26 protein-coding genes are annotated in these 23,025 nt (G+C 64.3%); 15 read left to right on the forward strand and 11 right to left on the reverse strand.

Going from position 1 to position 23,025, the window contains the following annotated elements; all coding sequences use genetic code 11:
- Window positions 1-10: 10 nt before the first annotated feature.
- The 5 genes from ACKLLE_RS10565 to ACKLLE_RS10585 are packed head-to-tail and all read left to right on the forward strand — an operon-like array spanning window position 11 to window position 3,861.
- Window positions 11-760 (forward strand): TetR/AcrR family transcriptional regulator, encoded by a 750-nt coding sequence (locus tag ACKLLE_RS10565; protein WP_064303341.1) that lies wholly within the window; start codon window positions 11-13, stop codon window positions 758-760.
- 28 nt (window positions 761-788) lie between these two features.
- Entirely contained in the window at window positions 789-1,334 is a 546-nt protein-coding gene (locus ACKLLE_RS10570) for a LolA-like protein (RefSeq protein ID WP_009403292.1), read from the forward strand.
- A 25-nt stretch (window positions 1,335-1,359) separates the two neighbouring features.
- A complete protein-coding gene (locus ACKLLE_RS10575) occupies window positions 1,360-2,643 on the forward strand; it encodes a flavohemoglobin expression-modulating QEGLA motif protein (protein ID WP_170394947.1) in 1,284 nt (427 codons plus the stop codon).
- Window positions 2,615-3,538, forward strand: coding sequence for an alpha/beta hydrolase (locus ACKLLE_RS10580; RefSeq protein WP_420057883.1), 924 nt, complete (start codon window positions 2,615-2,617; stop codon window positions 3,536-3,538). The genes ACKLLE_RS10575 and ACKLLE_RS10580 overlap by 29 nt, the downstream gene beginning before the upstream one ends.
- Window positions 3,535-3,861 (forward strand): PA3694 family proteiin, encoded by a 327-nt coding sequence (locus tag ACKLLE_RS10585; protein WP_009403285.1) that lies wholly within the window; start codon window positions 3,535-3,537, stop codon window positions 3,859-3,861. Before ACKLLE_RS10580 ends, ACKLLE_RS10585 begins: the two co-directional genes overlap by 4 nt.
- Before the next feature lie 114 nt (window positions 3,862-3,975).
- Here the strand turns inward: ACKLLE_RS10585 and ACKLLE_RS10590 are convergent, their stop codons facing one another.
- The 5 genes from ACKLLE_RS10590 to ACKLLE_RS10610 form a co-directional block, all read right to left on the reverse strand.
- On the reverse strand, window positions 3,976-4,299 hold the full coding sequence (locus ACKLLE_RS10590; protein ID WP_009403283.1) for a type II toxin-antitoxin system RelE family toxin: 324 nt from the start codon (window positions 4,297-4,299) through the stop codon (window positions 3,976-3,978).
- Window positions 4,262-4,537 (reverse strand): type II toxin-antitoxin system Phd/YefM family antitoxin, encoded by a 276-nt coding sequence (locus ACKLLE_RS10595; RefSeq protein WP_205884606.1) that lies wholly within the window; start codon window positions 4,535-4,537, stop codon window positions 4,262-4,264. Before ACKLLE_RS10595 ends, ACKLLE_RS10590 begins: the two co-directional genes overlap by 38 nt.
- Window positions 4,538-4,757: 220 nt before the next feature.
- Complete coding sequence (lptF, locus tag ACKLLE_RS10600) at window positions 4,758-5,549, reverse strand: lipotoxin F family OmpA-related lipoprotein LptF (RefSeq protein ID WP_009403275.1); 792 nt, start codon at window positions 5,547-5,549, stop codon at window positions 4,758-4,760.
- Between the two features lie 47 nt (window positions 5,550-5,596).
- Complete coding sequence (locus tag ACKLLE_RS10605; protein WP_009403273.1) at window positions 5,597-6,025, reverse strand: DUF4398 domain-containing protein; 429 nt, start codon at window positions 6,023-6,025, stop codon at window positions 5,597-5,599.
- A 320-nt stretch (window positions 6,026-6,345) separates the two neighbouring features.
- Window positions 6,346-6,687, reverse strand: coding sequence for a pilin assembly protein (locus ACKLLE_RS10610; protein WP_420057885.1), 342 nt, complete (start codon window positions 6,685-6,687; stop codon window positions 6,346-6,348).
- A gap of 127 nt (window positions 6,688-6,814) precedes the next feature.
- Between ACKLLE_RS10610 and ppc the strand changes: the two genes are divergently transcribed.
- From ppc to ACKLLE_RS10645, 7 genes are all read left to right on the forward strand, one after another.
- The gene (ppc, locus tag ACKLLE_RS10615) at window positions 6,815-9,442 is read left to right on the forward strand and encodes a phosphoenolpyruvate carboxylase (RefSeq protein ID WP_420057886.1); all 2,628 of its coding nucleotides are present in this window, start codon (window positions 6,815-6,817) and stop codon (window positions 9,440-9,442) included.
- A gap of 267 nt (window positions 9,443-9,709) precedes the next feature.
- A complete protein-coding gene (gene adk, locus ACKLLE_RS10620; RefSeq protein WP_009403268.1) occupies window positions 9,710-10,357 on the forward strand; it encodes an adenylate kinase in 648 nt (215 codons plus the stop codon).
- Between the two features lie 84 nt (window positions 10,358-10,441).
- The gene (gene tsaB / locus ACKLLE_RS10625) at window positions 10,442-11,116 is read left to right on the forward strand and encodes a tRNA (adenosine(37)-N6)-threonylcarbamoyltransferase complex dimerization subunit type 1 TsaB (protein WP_420057887.1); all 675 of its coding nucleotides are present in this window, start codon (window positions 10,442-10,444) and stop codon (window positions 11,114-11,116) included.
- A gap of 129 nt (window positions 11,117-11,245) precedes the next feature.
- Complete coding sequence (locus tag ACKLLE_RS10630; RefSeq protein ID WP_420057889.1) at window positions 11,246-11,545, forward strand: hypothetical protein; 300 nt, start codon at window positions 11,246-11,248, stop codon at window positions 11,543-11,545.
- 4 nt (window positions 11,546-11,549) lie between these two features.
- On the forward strand, window positions 11,550-12,419 hold the full coding sequence (locus tag ACKLLE_RS10635) for a DUF72 domain-containing protein (RefSeq protein ID WP_420057890.1): 870 nt from the start codon (window positions 11,550-11,552) through the stop codon (window positions 12,417-12,419).
- A 29-nt stretch (window positions 12,420-12,448) separates the two neighbouring features.
- Window positions 12,449-13,279: an isocitrate lyase/PEP mutase family protein gene (locus tag ACKLLE_RS10640; protein ID WP_420057892.1), complete on the forward strand. Its 831-nt coding sequence runs from the start codon at window positions 12,449-12,451 to the stop codon at window positions 13,277-13,279.
- Between the two features lie 7 nt (window positions 13,280-13,286).
- Window positions 13,287-13,976, forward strand: a complete 690-nt coding sequence (locus ACKLLE_RS10645) for an extensin-like domain-containing protein (RefSeq protein ID WP_420057893.1) — start codon at window positions 13,287-13,289, stop codon at window positions 13,974-13,976.
- Here the strand turns inward: ACKLLE_RS10645 and ACKLLE_RS10650 are convergent.
- Entirely contained in the window at window positions 13,973-14,593 is a 621-nt protein-coding gene (locus tag ACKLLE_RS10650) for a hypothetical protein (RefSeq protein WP_009403258.1), read from the reverse strand. The genes ACKLLE_RS10645 and ACKLLE_RS10650 overlap by 4 nt on opposite strands.
- Window positions 14,594-14,683: 90 nt before the next feature.
- Between ACKLLE_RS10650 and ACKLLE_RS10655 the strand changes: the two genes are divergently transcribed.
- Window positions 14,684-15,463, forward strand: a complete 780-nt coding sequence (locus tag ACKLLE_RS10655) for a class I SAM-dependent methyltransferase (RefSeq protein WP_420057894.1) — start codon at window positions 14,684-14,686, stop codon at window positions 15,461-15,463.
- Between the two features lie 79 nt (window positions 15,464-15,542).
- Here the strand turns inward: ACKLLE_RS10655 and ACKLLE_RS10660 are convergent, their stop codons facing one another.
- From ACKLLE_RS10660 to ACKLLE_RS10670, 3 genes are all read right to left on the reverse strand, one after another.
- The gene (locus ACKLLE_RS10660; RefSeq protein ID WP_009403255.1) at window positions 15,543-16,178 is read right to left on the reverse strand and encodes a TetR/AcrR family transcriptional regulator; all 636 of its coding nucleotides are present in this window, start codon (window positions 16,176-16,178) and stop codon (window positions 15,543-15,545) included.
- Window positions 16,179-16,301: 123 nt separating this feature from the next.
- A complete protein-coding gene (locus ACKLLE_RS10665; protein ID WP_064303330.1) occupies window positions 16,302-16,538 on the reverse strand; it encodes a hypothetical protein in 237 nt (78 codons plus the stop codon).
- 493 nt (window positions 16,539-17,031) lie between these two features.
- Window positions 17,032-17,265, reverse strand: coding sequence for a type II toxin-antitoxin system Phd/YefM family antitoxin (locus ACKLLE_RS10670; RefSeq protein ID WP_420058009.1), 234 nt, complete (start codon window positions 17,263-17,265; stop codon window positions 17,032-17,034).
- A 255-nt stretch (window positions 17,266-17,520) separates the two neighbouring features.
- On the opposite strand from ACKLLE_RS10670, the gene ACKLLE_RS10675 reads away from it, so the two are divergent.
- Together ACKLLE_RS10675 and ACKLLE_RS10680 are read left to right on the forward strand one after the other, a co-directional pair.
- Window positions 17,521-18,621 (forward strand): efflux RND transporter periplasmic adaptor subunit, encoded by a 1,101-nt coding sequence (locus ACKLLE_RS10675; RefSeq protein WP_420057896.1) that lies wholly within the window; start codon window positions 17,521-17,523, stop codon window positions 18,619-18,621.
- A 6-nt stretch (window positions 18,622-18,627) separates the two neighbouring features.
- Window positions 18,628-21,696 carry an efflux RND transporter permease subunit gene (locus ACKLLE_RS10680; RefSeq protein ID WP_064303328.1) on the forward strand — a complete coding sequence of 1,023 codons (3,069 nt, stop codon included), beginning with the start codon at window positions 18,628-18,630 and terminating at the stop codon, window positions 21,694-21,696.
- 138 nt (window positions 21,697-21,834) lie between these two features.
- Here the strand turns inward: ACKLLE_RS10680 and ACKLLE_RS10685 are convergent, their stop codons facing one another.
- Both ACKLLE_RS10685 and ACKLLE_RS10690 read right to left on the reverse strand, forming a co-directional pair.
- A complete protein-coding gene (locus tag ACKLLE_RS10685; protein WP_420057897.1) occupies window positions 21,835-22,524 on the reverse strand; it encodes a DUF4197 domain-containing protein in 690 nt (229 codons plus the stop codon).
- A gap of 39 nt (window positions 22,525-22,563) precedes the next feature.
- Window positions 22,564-22,962, reverse strand: coding sequence for a YbaY family lipoprotein (locus tag ACKLLE_RS10690; RefSeq protein ID WP_064303326.1), 399 nt, complete (start codon window positions 22,960-22,962; stop codon window positions 22,564-22,566).
- Window positions 22,963-23,025 lie beyond the last annotated feature (63 nt).

The raw sequence follows: 23,025 nt of genomic DNA on the forward strand, positions 1-23,025 counted from the left end.
CGGCTTTTTCATGCCCGAAAATCCCGATTTCGAGGTAACCGCCGTGACTCCCTCCCAGCCCCAACAAGGCGCCGCCGGCGTTGCCTCCGCCGTCGCCGAAAGCGTCCAGTACCAGGGCCGCAAGGCCAGCCGCCAGGGCAGCGAGCAGCGCCGCCAGCAGATCCTCGACGCGGCCATGCGCATTGTCGTCCGTGACGGCGTGCGCGGCGTGCGCCACCGCGCGGTGGCTGCAGAGGCGGGCGTGCCGCTGTCGGCCACCACCTACTACTTCGACGATATCCAGGACCTGCTCAGCGATACCTTCGCCCAGTACGTCGAACGCAGTGCCGCCTACATGGCCAAGCTGTGGGAAAGCACCGAGGTGGTCCTGCGCCAGTTGCTGGCCCAGGGTGATGGCAGCCCGGCTTCCCGCGCGCGGCTGGCCGACGAGGTGGCGAAGATGACCTGCGAGTATGTCCAGCGCCAATTGCACAATCGCCGCGACTTCCTCATGGCCGAGCAGGCCTTCCGCCAGGAAGCGCTGCTGAGCCCGCGCCTGGCCGAGCTGGTGAAGTCGCACGAGCAGATCCTCCTGCGTGGCGCCTGCCAGCTTTTGCAGGTGGTGGGCTCGCGCCAGCCGCAACAGGACGCCATTGTATTGACGGCAATCATCGAGCAGATGGAGTATCAGGGCCTGCTCGAAGCCGCAAAACCGCAGGCTGAAGGGCAGATGCTCGCTATTCTTGTCCGATACCTGCACCTGGTGCTGGCGGCGGAGTGAGCCGCGAGCGCCTTTCAAGGAGATTTCGATGAAAGCCTGGCGTGTGCTGCTGGCCCTGTCTTTCCTGCTGTTGAATGGCTGCCTGGTGACCTTCAACGAGCCGATCCCGGCCAACCAGGCGGCGCCCAGGGCGTTGCTCGGCAAGTGGTCGAGCAAGGACGCCTGGGGCGAGCCGCTGACCCTGCAGATCAGCCGGTCCGGCGGCAATGCCTACAAGGCCGTGGCCAGTGCCAAGGGCAAGCCGCGCGAGGAGTACGCCTTCACCGTGTCCCGCCACGGCAACCGCTGGTACCTGTCGGCCGGGGTGCCGAAGAAGCTGGGCGGCAACTTCCTGATCGGCGGCTTCGAAGTGATCGATAACAACGAACTGGTGGTCTACAACCTCGACGTCGAGCAGGTCACCCAGGCCCTGGACAACAAGGAACTGAGCGGACGCAGCATCGAAGTCCCCGAGGACAACGGCCAGGGTGTGCTGATCGACAGCCCGGCCGAGCGGGTCCTGGCCTATCTGGACGATCCCGCCAACTCCGACCTGTTCGTGGAAGTGGCGCGCTTCCAGCGGGCGGGGAAGTAAGCCGAAACAAAAGGAACAGCGAGGCATGAGCGTGGACGAGTACCAGCAGACGATTCGCACCCTTTCCGACCGTATCGTCCAGGCGCAGACGCCGATACGCGTGCTGGATGCGGTGAAGTGGGACGACAGCATCCGCCAGGGCTTCTTCAAGGCCAAGGGCAAGGAGCCACCGGCGATCAGCCGCGAGTACTACCAGAACCGGCCACTGTCCTTCGATTCCGCTGCGCTGAAGCTGGAATTCCAGAACATCGAGCGCGATATCACCCGTCAGCTCGGCCAGTTCAACCCGGTCGGGCAGATCATGCGGCGCATGTGCAAGGAGTACCGCATGGTGGTGCGCATGCTCGAGGCGCGTGGCACCGAGGATTTCGGCTTGATCTCCCAGGAACTCTACGGCGCCGCGTCCGACGCGTTCCACGCGGGTGACCCGACCCTTGCCGATCTCGGCCTGATGCTCTCCGACTACCTGAACAATATCGACGGCCGTGGCGACCTCAAGGACGAGCCGAAGAACCTCACCGCCAAGGAGGCCGTGGAAATCCTCCAGCGCCGCCTGAATACCGTATTCGGCGAGGCGGAGGGGACCATTCGCGTGTTCGAGTCCGACGGTATCGTCGCCGACGCGGCGGCGGGCGCCGACTACATCAAGATCCGCGCCGACGCCATGTTCAACAGCCGCGATGTGCGGGCGCTGGAGGTCCACGAAGGGCTGGTCCACGTCGGCACTACCCTCAACGGCCTCAACCAGCCGATCTGCACCTTCCTCGCCAAGGGCCCGCCGTCATCCACCGTCACCCAGGAAGGCCTGGCGATCCTCATGGAAGTGATCGCCTTCGCCTCCTACCCGACCCGCCTGCGCAAGCTGACCAACCGCACCCGCGCCATCCATATGGTGGAGGAGGGCGCCGACTTCCTGCAGATCTACCAGTTCTTCCGCGACCAGGGCTTCGAAATGGCGGAGAGCTATGGCAATGCCAGCCGGGTGTTCCGGGGTTCGGTGCCGAACGGCCTGCCATTTACCAAGGACTTGTCCTACCTCAAGGGTTTCATCATGGTTTACAACTACATTCAGTTGGCCGTGAGGAAGGGCAAGCTCGAGCAGATCCCGCTGTTGTTCTGCGGCAAGACCACCCTGGAAGACATGCGCACCCTGCGCCAGCTGGTCGACGAAGGGCTGGTGGAACCGCCCAAGTACCTGCCGGAGCAGTTCCGCGACCTCAATGCCCTGTCGGCATGGATGTGCTTCTCCAACTTCCTCAATCACCTGAGCCTGGATCGCATTGAAGCCGACTATTCGAACATTCTCTGAGCGCTGGCGCGCGATAGTGCTCTCGTGCCTGTTGCTGCCGGGGTTGTCCGGGTGCAGTTCGCTGCTGTTCTATCCCGAGCCCGGGCAGCCGTTCACGCCAGAAAAAGCCAGGATCGCCTGGCGCGACGTGACCCTCACCGCCGCCGATGGCACGCGCCTGCATGGCTGGTGGCTGCCGGCCAAGGAAGGCGTCGAGGTGAAGGGCACGGTGCTGCACCTGCACGGCAATGGCGGCAACCTGGCCTGGCATCTGGGGGCGAGCTACTGGCTGCCGGAACAGGGCTACCAGGTGCTGATGATCGACTACCGCGGTTATGGGCTGTCGGCAGGCAAGCCGAGGCTGCCCGAGGTCTACCAGGACCTCGCCGCCGCCTTCGACTGGCTGGACAAGGCCCCGGACGTCCAGGGCAAGCCGCGGGTCCTGCTTGGGCAAAGCCTGGGCGGGGCGATGGCCATTCACTACCTGGCGCAGCATCCCGAGCAGGCTGCGCGCTTCAAGGCCCTGGTGTTCGACGGCGTCCCGGCCAGTTACCGCGATGTCGGACGTTTCGCCCTGGGGACCTCATGGCTGACCTGGCCGATGCAGGTGCCGCTGTCGTGGCTGGTGCCCGATGGAGACAGTGCGATCCGTTCAATCGCGCGCCTGGACAGCCCGCCCAAGCTGTTCTTCCACAGCATCGACGATGCGCTGGTGCCCATGGACAACGGTATCCGCCTGTACCAGGCCGCGCCGCCGCCGCGGGTATTGCAATTGGTCCGCGGCGGGCACGTGCAGACCTTCGGCGACCCGACCTGGCGCCAGGTCATGCTGCGCTTCCTCGACGACCCCGAACATTTCAACGGCCTGCGCCGCCTGGCCGAAGTCCCCAACTACCCTGACGAGAAGTCGCAATGAGTGAAGAACGCAACGCCATCCCCCTGATCATCACCGGGGTCTGCAGCATCGTCGGCACGGTCTGCGCCCTGTGGTACTACGGCTACCTGCATTTCGCCAAGCCGGAGGACGCCTTGTTGCTGTCGGAATTCACCATGCTCAAGACGGTGCCGGGCGAGGACTACAAGCTATCGATCAACCCGGCACCGCAGATGGCCCAGTGCATCGACGGCGTGCTGGTGCTGTTCGACATGCAGCAGAAGGGCTTGACCGGCGTGCTCGTGGACAGCAAGAAGCAGGCGGTGCGCTGCATGGGGCAGGAGACGCCGCAGGCGGTCCAGTAGGTTTGTTGTGTCTTCCCTGTCATATCGCTGGCAACGCCAACTCCACAAGGGGTGCGTGCACCGCAGACCCTGTGGGAGCTGGCGTTGCCGGCGATAGCGGTGGTGCAAGCGCTATCAGTGTGTGAACCGTGATAAGGCCGCGCCGTAAGCCTGGTTGTTCTCCCGCTTGCCCACTGCAATTACCAGCACCACCAATCGCTTATCGAAAACCTGATAAACCAGCCGATAACCAGAACTGCGCAACTTGATCTTGTAGCAGTCCGGCATCCCTGAAAGCTTGTCGGCGTCCACCCTCGGTTCAGCCAGCCTGGATTTCAGCTTTTTGGCCAGTTGCAGGCGGATCGCTGCATCCAGCCTGTCGAACTCCTTTTTGGCCCTCAGATTGAATTCCAGCGCGTAGTCAGTTGCCGCTTCCTTTGGCGTCTGCGATGAGCTCATCGATATCTACCTTGACAGTGGGTTCGCCACGCCGCTGGCGTACAAGCTCTGCCAACTGGACATCGTCGATCAGATCCATCATTGCCTCATAGCGGTCCGGTGGAACTGCATAGAAGGCCGGTGCGTTTCTGTTGAGGATGACCACGGTTTCGCCTTTGCCTTCGCGCAAAGTGCCCATTGGATCTTTTTTAAGGTCGGTGACCGATGCCGCTACATCGGCCAACACCGCGAATGTCATTACCATGGCAACACTTCCTGTCGAGTTCTGCTGTCGGGAGATAGCTCCGGGATCGGTAGTCCGAATCCGTATTTCAGATCCTGATCGAAGCCGATACTGCGTGGCCGGAATGGTAGCTCTTTAATGGGTGTCTTTAAAGGTGCTTTTATAGGTGCTTTTGCTTTTTGGTGGGTAAAAAAAATCCCGCCAACCGGCGGGATTTTTCGTCACAGCCAGCAGGTTACTGCGCGCTGCTCACACTGCTGCGCGGTGCCACCGGCTGGTTGTCGTTGGAAATGGTCACTTCCACCCGACGGTTCTGCGCGCGACCAGAGTTGCTGGAGTTGTCCGCTACCGGATACTCCTTGCCATAACCCTGGGCGACGATACGGGCCGGGTCCACGCCGGCACGTACCAGCGCCATGCGCACCGAGTTGGCGCGGCGCTCGGACAGGGACTGGTTGTAGCCGGCGCTGCCGACGCTGTCGGTGTAGCCTTCGACGATCACCTTGCGGTCCGGGTTTTCCTGGAGGAACTGGGCCAGCTTGGTGATGTTCGGGTAGGCGCTGCTCTTCAGCTCGGCCTTGTTGAAGTCGAACAGCACGTCACCGAAGGTCACCAGGGTGCCGCGCTCGGTCTGCTTGGCGTTGAGGCTTTCCTGGAGCTTCTTGATCTGCGCGTCGCGAGCGTCCAGGCGGGCCTGGGCGCGCTGGGCGGCGGCGTTTTTCAGCTCGGCTTCGGCGGTGCGCAGGGCGATGGTCTGCTTGGCCACCTCGACGCGCTGGTTGGTCAGGTAGGCCAGTTGGTCGACCTTCTTGTCGTCTTCCTTGTCCATGTAGGCCTTGTCGGCCTTGTTCAGCCAGTCCTGGGCGTCCTTGGTTTCGAGGGCGGCGACCTTGCTCGCCTGCGGGTCGCTTTGCAGGGCGGAGAAGTTGGTCCGGGCCGACTCCAGGTTGGGGTTCGGCTGGTGGGCGCAGGCGACCAGGCCCATGCTCACGGCTAGGAGGGCGGGAATCATCACGTGGTTACGCATAGTGTTCGTCCTTTGATCGATTTCGAATGCACGGAGCGCGGCGGCGCTTACTGCTGCGGCTGCAGCGGGTCAGCGGCACGCATGCCTTCCTCGCGTACGTCCTGGACGCCTTGGCGGGCATCCTGCACGGCTTTCTGGGCTTTCATGGCCTGGGCCTTGCGTTCGGCAACACGGGCATCCCATTCGGCCTGTTCGGCGAGAATCTTCGCTTCGTCATACTTCTTGTCGTGCATGGCGATTTCGGCTTGCTTGAACTTGTCCTGCGCGGCCTTCATCTCGACGGCGGCGAACTCGGTGCCACCGGCGCTCACCGCAGAGTTAACGGCCGACTGAGTCACGGCGTACTGCTCGGTGGGTGGCTTGCCAGCACAGCCGGCCAGAACCAGGCTGCTGCCCAGGGCCAGGGCGGCCAGCTTGATCCCGCGCAGTTGGAACGGGGATTTCTCGATGCGGGTCTTCATGGTGGTCAACTCCATTGGATCACTCCTGATGAACATCCGTAACAGTCCATCGACACACCTCTCCGGAGGGAGCCGGGAGGAATTTTGCCGTAGTGGCTATTGGCTCGGAGTCGCCGGTTTTTTGAAAAGTTCACAAAAAGTGCCGCTTGATGGGCGAGTTTTTCTGACTGATCGGTCAGCGGGGAGGGGCGGGAACTTTTGCGGGGATGGAGTGGTATCGAGGAATTTTCCTGCGCGTACCAAACCCTGTGGGAGCGGGTTCACCCGCGATTACGGTAGTGAGTTCAACGACGCAATCGCGGGTGAACCCGCTCCCACAGAGGACCAATGCGTCATTAGGTAGAACCATCCTCGCCACTGCTCAGCGCATGCAGATGCTGGCGCGACAGCGCCAGGAAGCGCGGCGTCGGCCCGACATCCTCGTACAGCGGATCGCCCTCTTCATCGGTGGCGATCACCTGCTGCCCCTTGACGTACGGAAAACTCGCTTCCAGCTCTTCCAGTGCCGCACCCAGCAGTTCGCCGAGCAATTCTTCCGGGGTGCGCTTGGGGTACATCTCGGCCAGCGCCGCCAGGCGCGCCGAGGCCTCGACGTCCAGGTGCAGGACATGACCGGTCGGGCTCAGACGTCCTTTGGCGTGCTGTTCCCAGTACTGTGCAAGTTCGCGAATCTTCATGATGCCCTCCGTAAAACCATGGCGACTGGTTACAGCGTAGCCAGTTCGCCCGCGCCCGTGCCTTGAAAGCACGACCGGTAGTGGGGCACTCTGCAACGACGCAGTATTTCCAGGGTGGAGAAGGTTGATGACCGATATCGATGTGCGTTTGCGGGAAGATGTTCATCTGTTGGGCGAGCTGCTGGGCCATACGGTACGCGAGCAACATGGCGAGGCGTTCCTGCAGAAGATCGAGGCGATCCGCCACAGCGCCAAGGCCGACCGTAGCGGCGGCGAAGAGCAGCTCAGTTCGACCCTCGCCGACCTCGCCGACGATGAGCTGCTGCCGGTGGCCCGGGCCTTCAACCAGTTCCTCAACCTGGCCAATATCGCCGAGCAGTACCAGTTGATCCGCCGTCGCGACGCCGACCAGCCGGAGCCGTTCGAGGCCCGGGTGCTGCCCGAGCTGCTGGCCCGCCTCAAGGCCGCCGGCCATAGCGACGACGCCCTGGCCCGCCAGCTCGGCAAGCTGAACATCGAACTGGTGCTGACCGCCCACCCCACCGAGGTGGCGCGGCGCACGCTGATCCAGAAGTACGACGCCATCGCCGCGCAGCTTGCCGTCCAGGATCACCGCGACCTGACCCCCGCCGAACGCGAGCAGGTCCGCGAGCGCCTGCAACGGCTGATCGCCGAGGCCTGGCACACCGAGGAAATCCGCCGCACCCGACCGACTCCGGTGGACGAGGCCAAGTGGGGCTTCGCGGTGATCGAGCACTCACTCTGGCACGCCATTCCCAACCACATGCGCAAGGCCGACAAGGCCCTGCACGCCGCCACCGGCCTGCACCTGCCGCTGGAGGCTGCGCCGATCCGCTTCGCCTCGTGGATGGGCGGTGACCGTGACGGCAACCCCAATGTCACCGCAGCCGTCACCCGCGAAGTGCTGTTGCTGGCGCGCTGGATGGCTGCCGACCTGTTCCTGCGCGACGTGCATTCCCTCGCCGCCGAGCTGTCCATGCAGCAGGCCAGCCCGGCCCTGCGCGCCAGGGTCGGTGATTGCGCCGAACCCTATCGTGCGCTGCTCAAGCCGCTGCGCGAGCGGCTACGGGAAACCCGTGCCTGGGCCCAGTCGGCCCTGACCACGGCGCAGGCACCGGGCCCGCTGGTGCTGCAGGACAACCGCGAACTCTTCGAGCCCCTGCACCTGTGCTTCGAGTCCCTGCATGAATGTGGCATGGGGGTGATCGCCGACGGTCCGCTGCTGGATTGCCTGCGCCGCGCCGTGACGTTCGGCCTGTTCCTGGTGCGCCTCGATGTGCGCCAGGACTCCACCCGCCACGCCGCCGCGCTCAGCGAAATCACCGAGTACCTTGGCCTGGGCAGCTATGCCGAGTGGAACGAGGAAGCGCGGATCGACTTCCTCCAGCGCGAGCTGGCCAGCCGCCGCCCGCTCTTGCCGGCGCATTACCAGCCCCAGGCCGACACCGCCGAAGTGCTTGCCACCTGCCGCGAGATCGCTGCGGCGCCCGCCGCGTCCCTCGGGTCCTACGTCATCTCCATGGCCGGCGCGGCGTCCGACGTGCTGGCGGTGCAACTGCTGCTCAAGGAGGCCGGCCTGCAACGGCCGATGCGCGTGGTGCCGCTGTTCGAAACCCTGGCCGACCTGGATAACGCCGGGCCGGTGATGCAGCGCCTGCTGTCCCTGCCGGGTTACCGCGCCGGGCTGCACGGCCCGCAGGAAGTGATGATCGGCTATTCCGACTCGGCCAAGGACGCCGGCACCACCGCTGCAGCCTGGGCGCAGTACCGCGCCCAGGAAACCCTGGTGCAGATCTGCCGGGAGCAGGAAGTCGAGCTGCTGCTGTTCCATGGCCGCGGCGGCACCGTCGGGCGCGGCGGCGCGCCGGCCCACGCGGCGATCCTGTCGCAGCCGCCGGGGTCGGTGGCCGGGCGTTTCCGCGCTACCGAGCAGGGCGAGATGATCCGCTTCAAGTTCGGGCTGGCCGATATCGCCGAGCAGAACCTCAACCTGTACCTGGCCGCCGTGCTGGAAGCCACCTTGCTGCCGCCGCCGCCCCCTCGGCCGGCCTGGCGCGAGGTGATGGACCAGTTGGCCGCCGACGGGGTGAAGACCTACCGTGGCGTGGTGCGGGAAACCCCTGATTTCGTCGAGTATTTCCGCCAATCCACGCCGGAGCAGGAGCTTGGCCGCCTGCCCTTGGGCAGCCGCCCGGCCAAGCGCCGCGCCGGTGGCATCGAAAGCCTGCGGGCCATCCCGTGGATCTTCGGCTGGACCCAGACCCGCCTGATGCTGCCAGCCTGGCTCGGCTGGGAAGCCGCGCTGAACAACGCCCTGGCTCGTGGCCAAGGGCCGCTGCTGGAGCAGATGCGCGAGCAGTGGCCGTTCTTCCGCACCCGCATCGACATGCTGGAGATGGTGCTGGCCAAGGCCGACGCGGAAATCGCCGCGTCCTACGACGAACGTCTGGTGCAACCGCACCTGCGACCTTTGGGTGAGCATTTGCGCGACCTATTGTCGCAGGCATGCCAGGTGGTGCTGGGCCTGACCGGGCAGCCGGTGCTACTGGCGCACAGCCCGGAGACCCTGGAGTTCATCCGCCTGCGCAATACCTACCTGGATCCGTTGCACTTGCTCCAGGCCGAGCTGCTGGCCCGCTCGCGAGAGCGCGAAGCCGCTCTGGACAGCCCGTTGGAGCAGGCCTTGCTGGTGACGGTAGCAGGCATCGCCGCAGGGTTGCGCAACACGGGTTGAGTGTCGGCTGGATGGCTGTCAGGTGTCGGAATGTATTCCCAGGCGCGTAGGAAATGACCGTATAAAGGGCAGGTTGCGCCGGGCGCAACCTGTATACACCGTGGCGTCCTGTCGCAGGTTTTTCCGACTTTCGACCGCTTGTATGGTCCCCATGCGCTGTGTATCTTGGGCAGCCTTTTGACCGATTTATGGTCATCGCCCGATTTCCTGCGATTCGCCAACGCTCGCGAATCCATTGATTTGCTTATAAAAAATGAGGAGCACAAGATGCGCGTAATTCTGCTGGGAGCTCCCGGGGCCGGTAAAGGTACTCAGGCAAAGTTCATCACCGAAAAATTCGGTATTCCGCAGATCTCCACCGGCGACATGTTGCGTGCCGCGGTCAAGGCCGGCACTCCGCTGGGCCTGGAAGCCAAGGCCGTGATGGATGCCGGCAAGCTGGTTTCCGACGACCTGATCATCAACCTGGTCAAGGACCGTATCGCCCAGCCTGACTGCGCCAACGGTTTCCTGTTCGACGGTTTCCCGCGCACCATCCCTCAAGCCGAAGCCATGGTTGCCGCTGGCGTGTCTCTGGATGCGGTAGTCGAGATCGCTGTCGATGATGAAGAAATCGTCCAGCGCATCGCCGGCCGCCGCGTTCACCTGGACTCCGGTCGTGTCTACCACGTCGTGTACAACCCGCCGAAGGTGGAAGGCAAGGACGACGTCACCGGCGAGGACCTGATCCAGCGCCCGGACGACAACGAAGAAACCGTGCGTGGCCGCCTGAAGGTCTACCACGAGCAGACCAAGCCGCTGGTGGACTTCTACCAGAAGCTCGAAGCCGCCAATGGCAAGCCGAAGGTCAGCCACATTCCTGGCGTCGGTTCGGTCGAGGCGATCACCGCCAAGGTCCTGGCAGCCCTGAGCTGATCCCGTTCGTTGTACCGCCAACGGCCCGCTTGCGGGCCGTTGTCGTTTATACTGCCGCTCTTTTTTCTCGCCTGGAACACCCCGATGACCACCTTGCTGGCCCTGGATACCGCCACTGAAGCCTGCTCCGTCGCCCTGCTGCACGAGGGCAAGATCACGAGCCATTACGAGGTGATTCCGCGCCTGCACGCGCAAAAGCTGTTGCCGATGATCCAGGCCCTGCTGGCCGATGCCGGTGTGGCGCTTTCGTCGGTGGATGCGATCGCCTTCGGCCGCGGCCCGGGAGCCTTCACCGGGGTGCGTATCGCCATCGGCGTGGTCCAGGGCCTGGCCTTCGCCCTGGAGCGCCCGGTGCTGCCGGTGTCCAACCTGGCGGTGCTGGCCCAGCGCGCCTTGCGCGAACACGGCGCCACCCGGGTCGCGGCGGCCATCGATGCGCGCATGGACGAGGTCTACTGGGGCTGCTATCAAGAGGTGAAGGGCGAAATGCAATTGCAGGGGAGCGAGGCCGTGCTGCCGCCCGGGCAGGTGGCGCTTCCCGACGCTAACGGCGATTCCTGGTTCGGTGCCGGTACCGGCTGGGGCTATGCCGAACGCCTGGCGGTCAAGGTCGCCGCGCAGGACCAGGCCATGCTGCCCCACGCGCTCGACCTGCTGACCCTGGCCGGATTCGCTTGGGCGCGCGGCGAGAGCGTGCCGGCCGAGCAGGCCCAGCCGGTGTACCTGCGTGACAAGGTTGCCACGCCGAAGAAAGGCTGACGACCTCCGGTCGGTTATCGCCAAAGGCGGTAAACCAATTTGTGTATATGTGGTCCAGTTATCAGTAGGGCATTTGCGCAAGGTGTCAGGTGCCGCTAAATTGCCATCATCGACCCCGAGTTCATTGCCATGCGTATCGACGGCTTTTCCTCATCGAGTTACCCGCTCAAGCGCCCTCAGCGCAAAGGGCCGGTGCGGGTGGAGGAGTCGCAGGAAGACATCGCCGGCGAGTTCGAAGTCGAGGCGCAAGCCGCCGATAACCCCGGCACTTCGCAGCGCGCCCTCCCCAACCTGCCGGCCCGTCCGCAGGACATGATCTTCCCCCGGGCCCGCGACCGGCGCACCGCCGGCGCCCTGGCCAGCTACCTGACCACGGCCGGGTTCGTCGATTGGGAGATGGAAGTGCTGGGGCTGGATCTGTACATTTGAGCCAATGAGCTCAGCATCCTTACCTTATTTCCTCGGTTGTCCGTCCTGGAGTGAAAACGCCTGGCGCGACTATCTGTACCCCAGCGACGCGAAAAGCAGCGATTTTCTTGGCCTCTACTGCCAGGTCTTCAATGCCGTCGAGGGCAATACCACCTTTTATGCCCGGCCTGCGCCGGCCACTATCGAGCGCTGGGCCCAGGTCATGCCCGCGCACTTTCGCTTCACTGCCAAGTTTCCCGGTGATATCAGCCACAGCGGCGACCTGTATGCGCAACTGGAGGCCGCGGGCACCTTCGTGCAGTTGCTCCAGCCCCTGGGCGCCCGTGTATCGCCGTACTGGTTGCAGTTGCCGGCGAGCTTCGGGCCGGCGCGGCTTGGCGAACTCATGCAGTTCATCGACGAACTTGCCGTGCCGCTGGCCGTCGAGGTGCGCAACGACGCTTTCTTCGCCAAGGGCGAGGACGAGCGCCTGCTGAACCGGTTGCTCAACGAGCGAGGCATCGAGCGCATCTGTCTCGACCCGCGGGCACTGTTCAGTTGCACCTCCCGCGACCCGAGCGTGCTCCACGCCCAATCGAAAAAGCCACGGGTGCCGCCGCGTCCCGCTGCCTTCAGCCAGCAACCGCAGGTGCGTTTCATCGGCCATCCGGAACTGGCGGCGAACGAGCCGTTCCTGGTGCCGTGGCTGGACAAGGTCGCCGCCTGGATCGAGGAAGGGCGCAGCCCCTACGTTTTCCTGCATACCGCTGACAACCGCCTGGCCGCAGCCCTGGCCCGGCGTTTCCATCAAGGCTTGATGGAACGCCTGCCTGGGCTTGCGCCGTTGCATGAACCCGATCGGGGGCCGCAGGTCGAACAACTCGGACTGTTGTGATTTCCCGTCGTCTGCCTGGGAGTTCCACCATGGATGTGCAAACCCTGCGTGCCGAAGCCTTCAAGGCGCTGCACGAACGCCCCGGAACCTTCGTCATTCCCAACCCGTGGGATGCCGGTTCGGCCAAGCTGCTCGCCAGCCTCGGCTTCGAGGCCCTGGCTACCAGCAGCGCCGGCCTGGCGTTCGCCCTTGGGCGCCCGGATGCCGAAGGTGCGGTGAGTCGCGACGAGACCCTGGCCAATGCGCAGTCCATCGTCGATGCCACGGCCCTGCCGGTGGCGGCGGACCTGGAGAACGGCTACAGCGATGAGCCGGGCGGTTGCGCCGACACCATCCTGCAGGCAGCGAAGATGGGCCTGGTAGGCGGCTCCATCGAGGACGCCAGCGGTCGCGAGGATGAGCCCATCTACAACTTCCATCGCGCCGTGGAGCGGGTCGAGGCCGCGGTTGCGGCCGCCCGCAGCCTGGACTTTCCCTTCATGCTCTGCGCCCGTGCGGAAAACCTGCTGCACGGGCGCAATGATCTCGACGACACCATCGCCCGCCTGCAGGCCTTCGCCGAGGCTGGGGCCGATGTGCTCTATGCGCCGGGACTGCGCACTGCCGAGGACATCCAGCGGGTGGTCAAGGCGGTGGCACCGAAACCCGTCAATGTGTTGATGGGGCTTGCAGGCATGGACCTGGGCTTCGAGGACCTCAAGGCGCTGGGCGTGAAGCGCATCAGTGTGGGTTCGTCCCTGGCCCGGGTCGCCTACGGTGCATTCTTCGAGGCGGCGACGCGGATTCGCGGGGAAGGGCGTTTTGACCATGGCGACAAAGCCATGACCTTCGCCCGGCTCAACGACCTGTTCCGGCGCTGAGGTGACCATGCGCCATGGCGCACTGGTGCTGTTGGCGGTGCTGGCCGGCGTGGCGCTGTTCGGCTGGCGACAGGGCTGGCGCCTGCCCGGGCAATGGAACCCCTGGGCGCCGCTGGATGTGCGCGAGCCGCCCAACCTCCTGACTTCATGGAAACTGGGCCGCCTGCGCGATGATCCGCGGCTGTGCGCCGAGGTGCTGGCCACGTCCGGCCTGCGTTACAGCCCGCAGGCGGATACCACTGGCGGCCATTGCCCGCTGACCAACGTGGTCCGCGTCCAGGGCGCAGACGTGAAACTGAGCAGCAGCTTCCTTGCTACCTGCCCGGTAGCCGTAGCCTTCGCCCTGTTCGAGCGGCATGGCCTGCAACCGGCGGCGCAACGGGTTTTCGGGCAGCCGGTGACCCAGGTCGATCATCTGGGCAGCTATGCCTGTCGCAACGTCTACAACCGCGCCGAAGGCCGGCTCAGCCAGCATGCTACGGCGAATGCCCTGGATATCTCCGGGTTTCGCCTGAAGGACGGCCGGCGCATCGAATTGCAAAAGGACTGGAGCGGCGACGGGCCCAAGGCCCGCTTTCTGCGCGAAGCGCGGGATGCTGCCTGCGAGAGCTTCAACACGGTACTCGGGCCGGACTACAACAGCGCCCATCACAACCACTTTCATCTGGACATGGGGCGTTGGCGGGTCTGCCGTTAGGCGGCGATGCGCACGTTGTTCAGCACGACCGGGCGAGCCCAGTGGATATCGAATTCCAGGTCGTGCTGCTGCTTGGCCAGGGTGGCCTCGTCGAAAGGTTCCGGCGCCGGGTCCAGCAGCTTGCGCTCCAGTTCGGCGATCGGCAGGTGCAACGGATAAGGCGCCGGTGCCGGGCCCGGTTCGGGAAGCGGATGGCCCTGGCTCATGACCACCGGGCGCACCCAGTTGTTGCTGATGTCCAGCTGGCGTTGCTGCTCGATCAGTTCGGCGGCGCTGAAGGGTGGGGCGGGTTTGTCCAGCAGGTCCAGCTCGAATTCGGCGATCGGCAGGAACAGGGGCTCCGGCGGGGCGATCTCGGTGTCGGTTACTTCGCACAGGCGCTGGCTGTGGATCTGCGCCAGGGTCTGGCTGCCGCTGATCGGTTCGCCGGTCTGCACGTCCACTTCTTCGACCGGCAGCGCCTCGCGCACCACGCCTTCTTCCTGCTGCGCAGCCAGGGCGCGGGCGAAGAAGTCCGACCACAGGTGGCTGACGCCGCCCAGGGCCTGGGTGTTGTGGCGGCTGTAGTCACCGACGGGTGACAGGTAGCCTGAGGGAAGTTGAAGAATCTCTGACATGGTTGTCGAAGAGCTCTGGCAAAATGGCGCGTACTTTGTGTATCGGCCGCAGGCGCCGATCTTTAACTTTTTTTGGGCAGGAAGGTGAGCGTGGAGCAGCAGGTCGAAGGCGGGATCCGGGTCGAGGCACTGGACGCCGGGTATCAGGCGCAGGCCGAGCAATGGGCGGCGCGCCTGGGGCTGCCATTGGACGATGCCGAGGCGGCGTTCGCCGTGCAGGTGGGCGTGGACGGCCTGCAGATCCAGCAGCTCGGGCCGCAGGCACCGGGCCCGGTGCGGGTCGACTTTCTTGAAGGCGGTGCGGCCCATCGGCGCCTGTATGGCGGCGGTGCGGGGCAGATGATCGCCAAGGCGGTCGGTATCGCCCAGGGCGTGCGCCCCCATGTGCTGGACGCCACGGCCGGGCTTGGCAAGGACGCGTTCGTGCTCGCCACCCTCGGCTGCCGGATGCAACTGATCGAGCGCCAGCCGCTGGTCGCGGCACTGCTCGAGGATGGTCTGGCACGGGCTGCCGGGGATGAAGAGGTCGGCCCGATCGTGGCGCGCATGGAACTGCTGCACGGCAACTCCATCGAGCGCATGCGCAACTGGCAAGGCGAGCCGCCGCAGGTGATCTACCTCGACCCGATGTTCCCCCATCGCGACAAGAGCGCGTTGGTGAAAAAGGAAATGCGCGTGTTCCGGCCGCTGGTGGGGGACGACCTTGATGCCCCGGCCCTGCTCGAAGCGGCGTTGGCCCTGGCGACCCACCGGGTAGTGGTCAAGCGCCCGCGCAAAGCGCCGATCATCGAGGGCGCCAAGCCGAGTCATAGCCTGGAGGGGAAATCCAGCCGGTATGACATCTATCCGAAGAAGGCGCTCAAGCCCTGATCTGACTCGATTTGGCAGACCCCACAAATCCCTGTGGGAGCTGGCAAGCCAGCTCCCACAGGGGGGTGCGGTGCCTGGGCTAGACGCGATAAGCCCGCAGAAACAGCTCCACCACCTCCCGCACATGGGCCTCGGCCTCTTCAGCCTCCAACGGCCCGGCACACCCGAGCAGCAGCCTGAAATTCGCCCCACCCTTGAGCAGGCAGAAAAAATGCTCTGCCGCCGAAGCCGGATTTGCAATCCGCAGCATGCCGCGTTCGTCCGCCAGCCTCAGCAGTGCCTCGGTTTCGCGCAGTACCCGTGCCGGTCCCGCCTCGAAGAACATCTGCCCCAGCTTCGGATCCTGTGGCCCTTGGGTGATGATCAGGCGATGCAGCTTCACCGAATGATCGCTGTTGATCAGCACCTGGAACCCGCGGCCGATCTTCATCAGTACCTGCTCCAGCGGCACGCCTTCGGGCAGCTCGAAGATCAGCCCCGGTAACTGCGCCTGGCAGGTGGCGATGATGGCCTCGGCGAACAGGTTTTCCTTGTCATTGAAATGGCTGTAGACCGTGAGTTTCGACACACCTGCCGCTGTCGCGACCGCATCCATGCTGGTGCTGGCATAACCATTGGCGAGGAACAGGTCCTTGGCGGCCTCGAGGATGGCCTGGCGCTTGGCCAGATCCTTGGGCCGTCCTGGGCCGCTGGATACGGTGGGATCTTGGGACATGGGTCACTTTTGCAGGGATTGAAGCGAGGAATAGTACAACGCGGGCGAGGCGGGGTCAGGTCAGGTTGTCGAAATGCTGCAATCGCGACGGCCGCGAGGCTGCCGAACCGTCGCGATTGGCGGTTACACCACCACCTCCAGCGTTGCCGCCGAGACCTTCAGCAAGGCACGGGTGATCTGCATCTGCAGGATGGCCGCGTTGATCCGCTCCTGTTGGTCAGTGCAGGCATGTGCGGCGATTTCGTGGGCGATGTTCATGGCGCTGTCGATGTGCTGCTGCGCCAGATGGATGGATTTTTCGTGAGAGATCCCGGCGCGGATGCAGAGGACGGGAGGTGGATCGGGGACGAGTTTTTTCATGGTGTATCTCTATGGCCGTTGATCGGGATTGCCAAGTCCGCTGTCAAACGGAGGGTGGCAACTGTGCGCGGGTTGACAGACCAGGGGCCATAGAAAGCCTGGCGCACCCGAAGGTGCCCACACGCACAGCCGCCATAGCAACCGAGCGTAATGACCCAAGAGCCTGTCAAAGCCCTGTCGTTGATTTTTCAACGACCGACGGAGACTAGGTGTGATCTCTCGGGAACGCAACGACTGATAGGGCCAGCGAGTATGCTTGGGAAATTGCCTACAAGGAAGTCGGAAATCGGTGAAGTTCCCTGGTCATTTGCAACAAGATCGTGAAGCCTGAGCGCGGTCCCCTGTAGGAGCTGGCTTGCCTGCGAAGGCCTCCTGACAGCGACAATTTCGTTATTCAGGGAGGCAATCATGCGCGGGTTGACAGACCGGGTCATAGGCATCCCGGCGCACATAAAGTGCCCACACGCACAACTGCCATTACCTGAACAACTGGTTACCTGAAGCGAGCCTCCATGTTTTCAAGGCTCACTGTTTTCTCTTCATCCAGGGTGGACAGGCGATCGATGGCGAGCCGCTCGGCGCGAAGGTCTTCGAGTTCGTCCTGCAGCGCTTGAAAGGACTTGACTCCAATCAGTACCGCAGCGGGCTCGTTGTCCTTGAAAATTACCAAGTGGGAGTGCTTCCCGCTGGTAACCTCCTTCAGTTTGGCGCTGAAGCTTCGAACCATCGCGGTAGCAGACACCGCCTGTTCGGCCCGGTCAAGAAGTGCGCTCATGTCATTTGCCTCAATATGTTTGCAGAGGATGGCCGCACTGAGCGCGGCACACATGAGTTGGAGTATATGCAATGTAATACGTAAAACAATGCGCATTTATTGATCTATCCAGACCGAAAAATCCACCTTCCCCACCGCAACCCGCTGATTTAATATACCCGCCAGTATAAATATTCGAAGCACCCCCTTCGCGAAAGGTCATCACTCATGTTGCGTCATGCCTTGCCCCTCGCTCTGCCTGCCATCCTGGCCGCGCTGCTGTCCGCTTGCGGGCAGGAAGCCGCGGCACCCACCGTTATCCGTCCCGCCATGGTGGTGCAGCCGCAGCCGGCTTCGGCCGCGGTGGACAGCTACCCCGGCGAGGTGCGCGCGCGCTTCGAGCCGGAGCTGGCGTTCCGGATCGGCGGCAAGGTGAGCAAGCGCCTGGTGGAGGAGGGGCAGCGGGTCAAGGCGGATCAGCCGCTGGCCGAACTGGATCCGCAGGATGTGCGCCTGCAACTGGAAGCGACCCGCGCCCAGGTCGCCGCGGCCGAGGCCAACCTGAACCTGGTGCAGGCCGAGCGCGATCGCTACAAGAGGCTGCTGGAGCGGCAGATGGTCAGCCAGTCGCAGTACGACAACGCGGAAAACCTCTATCGCGCCGGCCTTGCCCGGGTGAAGCAGATGCGCGCCGAGTTCGATGTGGCCGGCAACCAGGCCGGCTACTCGGTGTTGCGCGCGTCCCAGGACGGGGTCGTGTCCAAGCGCCAGGTGGAAGTCGGCCAGGTGGTGGCTGCCGGGCAGACCGTGTTCACCCTCGCCGCCGATGGCGAGCGCGAAGTGCTGATCAGCCTGCCGGAGCAGAACTTCGGCCGTTTCAGCGTGGGCCAGCCGGTGACCGTGGAGCTCTGGTCGCAACCTGGGCAGCGCTTCGACGGCCGTATCCGCGAGCTGTCGCCGGCCGCCGATCCGCGTTCGCGTACCTTCGCCGCGCGCATCGCCTTCAATACCGGCAAGGTTCCCGCCGAGCTGGGCCAGAGCGCCCGGGTGTTCATCCAGCATGCCGAGCAGATTCCGCTGGCGGTGCCGTTGTCGGCGCTGAGCGCGGAGAATGGCCAGACCTACGTCTGGCGTGTCGATGCCAACAGTACCTTGCAGCGCGTGCCGGTGCGGGTCGGCGCCTACGGCCAGGACAGCGTTCCGGTGCTCGAAGGCCTCAGCGCCAGCGACTGGGTGGTGGCGGCCGGTGGCCATGTGCTGCATGAGGGCGAGCGGATACGACCGGTGGACCGGTCCAATCGTACGGTGAATCTGGCGGCCAAGGAGTAAGTCCCGATGGGTTTCAACCTTTCCGCCTGGGCCCTGCGCAATCGGCAGATCGTACTGTTCCTGATGATTCTTCTCGCCCTTGTCGGGGCGCTGTCCTATACCAAGCTCGGACAGAGCGAGGACCCCCCCTTCACGTTCAAGGCGATGGTCATCCGCACCCTGTGGCCCGGCGCCAGCGCCGAGGAAGTCTCGCGCCAGGTCACCGAACGCATCGAAAAGAAGCTGATGGAAACCGGCGAGTACGAAAAGATCGTGTCGTTCTCGCGGCCCGGCGAATCCCAGGTGACCTTCATGGCGCGGGATTCCATGCATTCGGCGGATATCCCCGAGCTCTGGTACCAGATCCGCAAGAAGGTCGCGGATATCCGCCACACCTTGCCTCCAGGCATCCAGGGCCCGTTCTTCAACGACGAGTTCGGCACCACCTTCGGCAATATCTACGCGCTGACCGGGCAGGGCTTCGACTACGCCGTGCTCAAGGATTACGCCGACCGCGTGCAGATCCAACTGCAACGGGTCAAGGACGTGGGCAAGGTCGAGTTGCTCGGCCTGCAGGACGAGAAAATCTGGATCGAGCTGTCCAACACCAAGCTGTCCACCCTTGGCCTGCCGCTGGCTGCGGTGCAGCAAGCGCTGGAAGAGCAGAACGCGGTGAGCACCGCCGGCTTCTTCGAGACCCCGAGCGAGCGCCTGCAATTGCGGGTGACCGGGCGTTTCGACAGCGTCGAGCAGATCGAGCAGTTCCCGATCCGCGTGGGTGAGCGCACCTTCCGCATCGGCGATGTGGCCCAGGTCCATCGCGGCTTCAACGATCCGCCTGCGCCGCGCATGCGCTTCATGGGCGAGGATGCCATCGGCCTGGCGGTTTCGATGAAGCCCGGCGGCGACATCCTCGTGCTGGGCAAGGCCCTGGAGGCGGAATTCGCCCGGATTTCCACCAACCTCCCGGCCGGCATGGAGTTGCGCAAGGTGTCCGATCAGCCGGCGGCGGTGAAGACCGGCGTGGGCGAGTTCGTCCAGGTGCTGGTGGAGGCGCTGGCGATCGTCCTGCTGGTGAGCTTCTTCTCCCTTGGCATGCGTACCGGGCTGGTGGTGGCACTGGCCATTCCGCTGGTGCTGGCGATGACCTTCGCCACCATGTATTACCTGGGCATCGGCCTGCACAAGATATCCCTCGGCGCCCTGGTGCTGGCCCTCGGCCTGCTGGTGGACGACGCGATCATCGCCGTGGAGATGATGGCGATCAAGATGGAGCAGGGCTTCGACCGGCTCAAGGCGGCCAGCTACGCCTGGACCAGCACGGCGTTCCCGATGCTCACCGGCACCTTGATAACGGCGGCGGGTTTTCTGCCTATCGCGACGGCGCAGTCCGGCACCGGCGAATACACCCGCTCGATCTTCCAGGTGGTGACCATCGCCTTGCTGGCCTCGTGGATCGCGGCGGTCGTGTTCGTGCCCTACCTGGGCGAGCGCCTGCTGCCGGACCTGGCCAGGCTGCATGCGAAGAAACATGGCACCACCAACGGCGAGACCGACCCTTACGGCACGCCGTTCTACCAGCGTGTGCGCCGGGTGGTGAGCTGGTGCGTGAGCCGGCGCAAGACGGTGATCGTGCTGACCATTGCCTTGTTCGTCGGTAGCGTGATGAGCTTCCGTTTCGTCGAGCAGCAATTCTTCCCGGCCTCCGGGCGCCTGGAACTGATGGTCGATCTGAAGCTGGCCGAGGGGGCTTCCCTGAGCAATACCGCCGAGCAGGTCAAGCGCCTGGAGGCCATGCTCAAGAAGCGCGAAGGCATCGATAGCTACGTGGCCTATGTCGGCACCGGTTCGCCGCGCTTCTACCTGCCGCTGGACCAGCAATTGCCGGCTGCCAGCTTCGCCCAGTTCGTAGTGCTGGCGAAAACCATCGAGGACCGCGAGGCCCTGCGCACCTGGCTGATCGAAACCCTCAACGAACAGTTCCCCGACCTGCGTTCGCGGGTCACCCGCCTGGAAAACGGCCCGCCGGTGGGTTACCCGGTGCAGTTCCGGGTGACCGGCGAGCATATCGAGGAAGTCCGCGCCCTGGCCCGCAAGGTGGCGGCCAGGGTGCGCGAGAACCCGCACGTGGCCAACGTCCATCTGGACTGGGAAGAGCCGAGCAAGGTGGTCTACCTGAATATCGACCAGGACCGCGCCCGGGCCCTGGGCGTCAGTACCGCCGCGCTGTCGCGCTTCCTGCAGAGCTCCCTGACCGGCAGCAGCGTCAGCCAGTACCGCGAGGACAACGAGCTGATCGAGATCCTCCTGCGCGGGACCCAGGAAGAGCGTACCCAACTGGAGCATCTGTCGAGCCTGTCGGTACCCACCGACAATGGCCGCAGCATCGCCTTGTCCCAGGTGGCGACCCTGGAGTACGGCTTCGAGGAGGGCATCATCTGGCACCGCAACCGTCTGCCGACAGTGACCGTGCGCGCCGATATCTACGGCAAGGACCAGCCGGCGACCCTGGTCAAGCAGATCCTGCCGACACTGGAGCCGGTGCGGGCCGAATTGCCCGACGGTTACCTGCTGGAGGTCGGCGGCACGGTGGAGGATTCGACCCGCGGGCAGAACTCGGTGAACGCCGGGGTGCCGCTGTTCGTCGTGGTGGTGCTGACCCTGCTGATGCTGCAACTGCGCAGCTTCTCGCGCACCGCCATGGTCTTCCTCACCGCGCCGCTGGGGCTGATCGGCGTGGTGCTGTTCCTGATGGTGTTCCGCCAGCCGTTCGGCTTCGTGGCGATGCTCGGGACCATCGCCCTGTCGGGGATGATCATGCGCAACTCGGTGATCCTCGTGGACCAGATCGAGCAGGACATCGCGGCGGGGCTGGGACGCTGGCAAGCGATCATCGAAGCCACGGTGCGGCGTTTCCGGCCCATCGTGCTGACCGCGCTGGCGGCAGTGCTGGCGATGATCCCGCTGTCGCGCAGCGTGTTCTTCGGGCCGATGGCGGTGGCCATCATGGGCGGGCTGATCGTGGCGACGGCCTTGACCCTGCTGTTCCTGCCGGCGTTGTATGCGGCGTGGTTCAGGGTCAAGAGAGAGGAGTGAGGTATCTGACCGGCACTGGCATTTTCTGTGTCAGTGCCGGCCTCATCGCTGGCAACGCCAGCTCCCACAGAGGCCGTGTGCACCGCTAATCCTGTGGGAGCCGGCGTTGCCGGCGATGGCCTGCAAAGCAGGCCCGGATCACAGAGCCCCGAAGACCTTCTTCGCCAGGCTGGTTGCCGCTGCCGCCGGGTTCTCGCGGATGCTGGCTTCCTGTTTGCCGATCATCTCGAACAGGCCGTTGAGTGCCTGCTCGGTGACATAACCTTCCAGGTTCGCGCTCTTGGCGTCCACCACGCCAAAGGCTGCGGCCTGGCCGGCGAACTGATTGTACTTCTGCGCCACGCCGACCTTGTCGGTCGCGCTTTTCACGATCGGCAGGAATTTCTCGCGGATCTGCTCGCGGCTGGTCTTGCTCAGGTATTGGGTGGCGGCATTGTCACCACCGCCGAGAATGGCTTTGGCATCGTCCACGGTCATCTTCTTCACGGCATCCAGCAACAGTGCCTGGGCCTGCGGAACCGCTGCTTCGGCGGCCTTGTTCATGCTGGTTTCCAGCTCGTCGACCTGCGCGCCCATGCCGAACTGCTTGAGCTTTTTCGCTGCCTTGCCGAGGTTGCCCGGCAACTCGATGCGCACGTCCGGGTTGTTGCTGAAACCGCCCGGCTTACCCAGTTGCTTGACGGCAATCTGCGCGCCCTGGCTCAGGGCGTCCTTGAGGCCCCCGGAGGCGTCTTTCTGCGACAGGTCGTTCAAGGAGAGGGCCATGGCGCTGGCGGACAGCAACAGGCCGGCGCACAGGCCGGTAAAGGTGAGGGTACGGCGAATCATGACGACATCCTTATTGGAGAAAGCGGGGAATACGGAATATCAGCGGACCGCATCGACCTTGATCCGCAGCGGCTGCGGATCACTGCCGTCGAGCTTGACGCTGTGCTGCTCGGTGTTGATGAACAGCAGCTTGCCGTCCAGCTCGATACGCGCACTGACCGCGTAGCGATGGCCGGGCTTGAGCTGGGCCTTGTCGTAGGACAGTTGGAAGGGCAGTGGCACCTGGCCCTTGACCGGGCCGTTCTGGCTGGCGAGGGTGACCGCCGGGGCGTCGGCCAGGGAAACGTCCTGCAAGGCTACATTAAGGGTGGCCGTCGGTGGCAGGGCAATGCGTTGCAGGTAGAACACTTCGCCATGCAGCGAAGCCTTTTCGACAGGGGCGTGGCTGGAGCAGGCCGCGACCAGCGAGGCGCAGCACAGCAGAAAGAGTTTTTTCATGGGGTCTCCGATCCTAGATACCGGCTTGCGGCCGGCACCCAGGACTTTAGCGGATTTTTCGGT

The sequence above is a fragment of the Pseudomonas bharatica genome (assembly GCF_048586865.1).
GTDB lineage: Bacteria > Pseudomonadota > Gammaproteobacteria > Pseudomonadales > Pseudomonadaceae > Aquipseudomonas > Aquipseudomonas bharatica.

Bases quoted from the DNA above. Each gene is read 5' to 3' on its own strand.
- ACKLLE_RS10565 (WP_064303341.1), top strand. From the start codon at position 11: ATGCCCGAAAATCCCGATTTCGAGGTAACCGCCGTGACTCCCTCCCAG.
- ACKLLE_RS10570 (WP_009403292.1), top strand. From the start codon at position 789: ATGAAAGCCTGGCGTGTGCTGCTGGCCCTGTCTTTCCTGCTGTTGAAT.
- ACKLLE_RS10575 (WP_170394947.1), top strand. From the start codon at position 1,360: ATGAGCGTGGACGAGTACCAGCAGACGATTCGCACCCTTTCCGACCGT.
- ACKLLE_RS10585 (WP_009403285.1), top strand. From the start codon at position 3,535: ATGAGTGAAGAACGCAACGCCATCCCCCTGATCATCACCGGGGTCTGC.
- ACKLLE_RS10590 (WP_009403283.1), bottom strand. From the start codon at position 4,299: ATGAGCTCATCGCAGACGCCAAAGGAAGCGGCAACTGACTACGCGCTG.
- ACKLLE_RS10595 (WP_205884606.1), bottom strand. From the start codon at position 4,537: ATGACATTCGCGGTGTTGGCCGATGTAGCGGCATCGGTCACCGACCTT.
- lptF (WP_009403275.1), bottom strand. From the start codon at position 5,549: ATGCGTAACCACGTGATGATTCCCGCCCTCCTAGCCGTGAGCATGGGC.
- ACKLLE_RS10605 (WP_009403273.1), bottom strand. From the start codon at position 6,025: ATGGAGTTGACCACCATGAAGACCCGCATCGAGAAATCCCCGTTCCAA.
- ACKLLE_RS10610 (WP_420057885.1), bottom strand. From the start codon at position 6,687: ATGAAGATTCGCGAACTTGCACAGTACTGGGAACAGCACGCCAAAGGA.
- ppc (WP_420057886.1), top strand. From the start codon at position 6,815: ATGACCGATATCGATGTGCGTTTGCGGGAAGATGTTCATCTGTTGGGC.
- adk (WP_009403268.1), top strand. From the start codon at position 9,710: ATGCGCGTAATTCTGCTGGGAGCTCCCGGGGCCGGTAAAGGTACTCAG.
- tsaB (WP_420057887.1), top strand. From the start codon at position 10,442: ATGACCACCTTGCTGGCCCTGGATACCGCCACTGAAGCCTGCTCCGTC.
- ACKLLE_RS10630 (WP_420057889.1), top strand. From the start codon at position 11,246: ATGCGTATCGACGGCTTTTCCTCATCGAGTTACCCGCTCAAGCGCCCT.
- ACKLLE_RS10635 (WP_420057890.1), top strand. From the start codon at position 11,550: ATGAGCTCAGCATCCTTACCTTATTTCCTCGGTTGTCCGTCCTGGAGT.
- ACKLLE_RS10640 (WP_420057892.1), top strand. From the start codon at position 12,449: ATGGATGTGCAAACCCTGCGTGCCGAAGCCTTCAAGGCGCTGCACGAA.
- ACKLLE_RS10645 (WP_420057893.1), top strand. From the start codon at position 13,287: ATGCGCCATGGCGCACTGGTGCTGTTGGCGGTGCTGGCCGGCGTGGCG.
- ACKLLE_RS10650 (WP_009403258.1), bottom strand. From the start codon at position 14,593: ATGTCAGAGATTCTTCAACTTCCCTCAGGCTACCTGTCACCCGTCGGT.
- ACKLLE_RS10660 (WP_009403255.1), bottom strand. From the start codon at position 16,178: ATGTCCCAAGATCCCACCGTATCCAGCGGCCCAGGACGGCCCAAGGAT.
- ACKLLE_RS10665 (WP_064303330.1), bottom strand. From the start codon at position 16,538: ATGAAAAAACTCGTCCCCGATCCACCTCCCGTCCTCTGCATCCGCGCC.
- ACKLLE_RS10670 (WP_420058009.1), bottom strand. From the start codon at position 17,265: ATGGTTCGAAGCTTCAGCGCCAAACTGAAGGAGGTTACCAGCGGGAAG.
- ACKLLE_RS10675 (WP_420057896.1), top strand. From the start codon at position 17,521: ATGTTGCGTCATGCCTTGCCCCTCGCTCTGCCTGCCATCCTGGCCGCG.
- ACKLLE_RS10680 (WP_064303328.1), top strand. From the start codon at position 18,628: ATGGGTTTCAACCTTTCCGCCTGGGCCCTGCGCAATCGGCAGATCGTA.
- ACKLLE_RS10685 (WP_420057897.1), bottom strand. From the start codon at position 22,524: ATGATTCGCCGTACCCTCACCTTTACCGGCCTGTGCGCCGGCCTGTTG.
- ACKLLE_RS10690 (WP_064303326.1), bottom strand. From the start codon at position 22,962: ATGAAAAAACTCTTTCTGCTGTGCTGCGCCTCGCTGGTCGCGGCCTGC.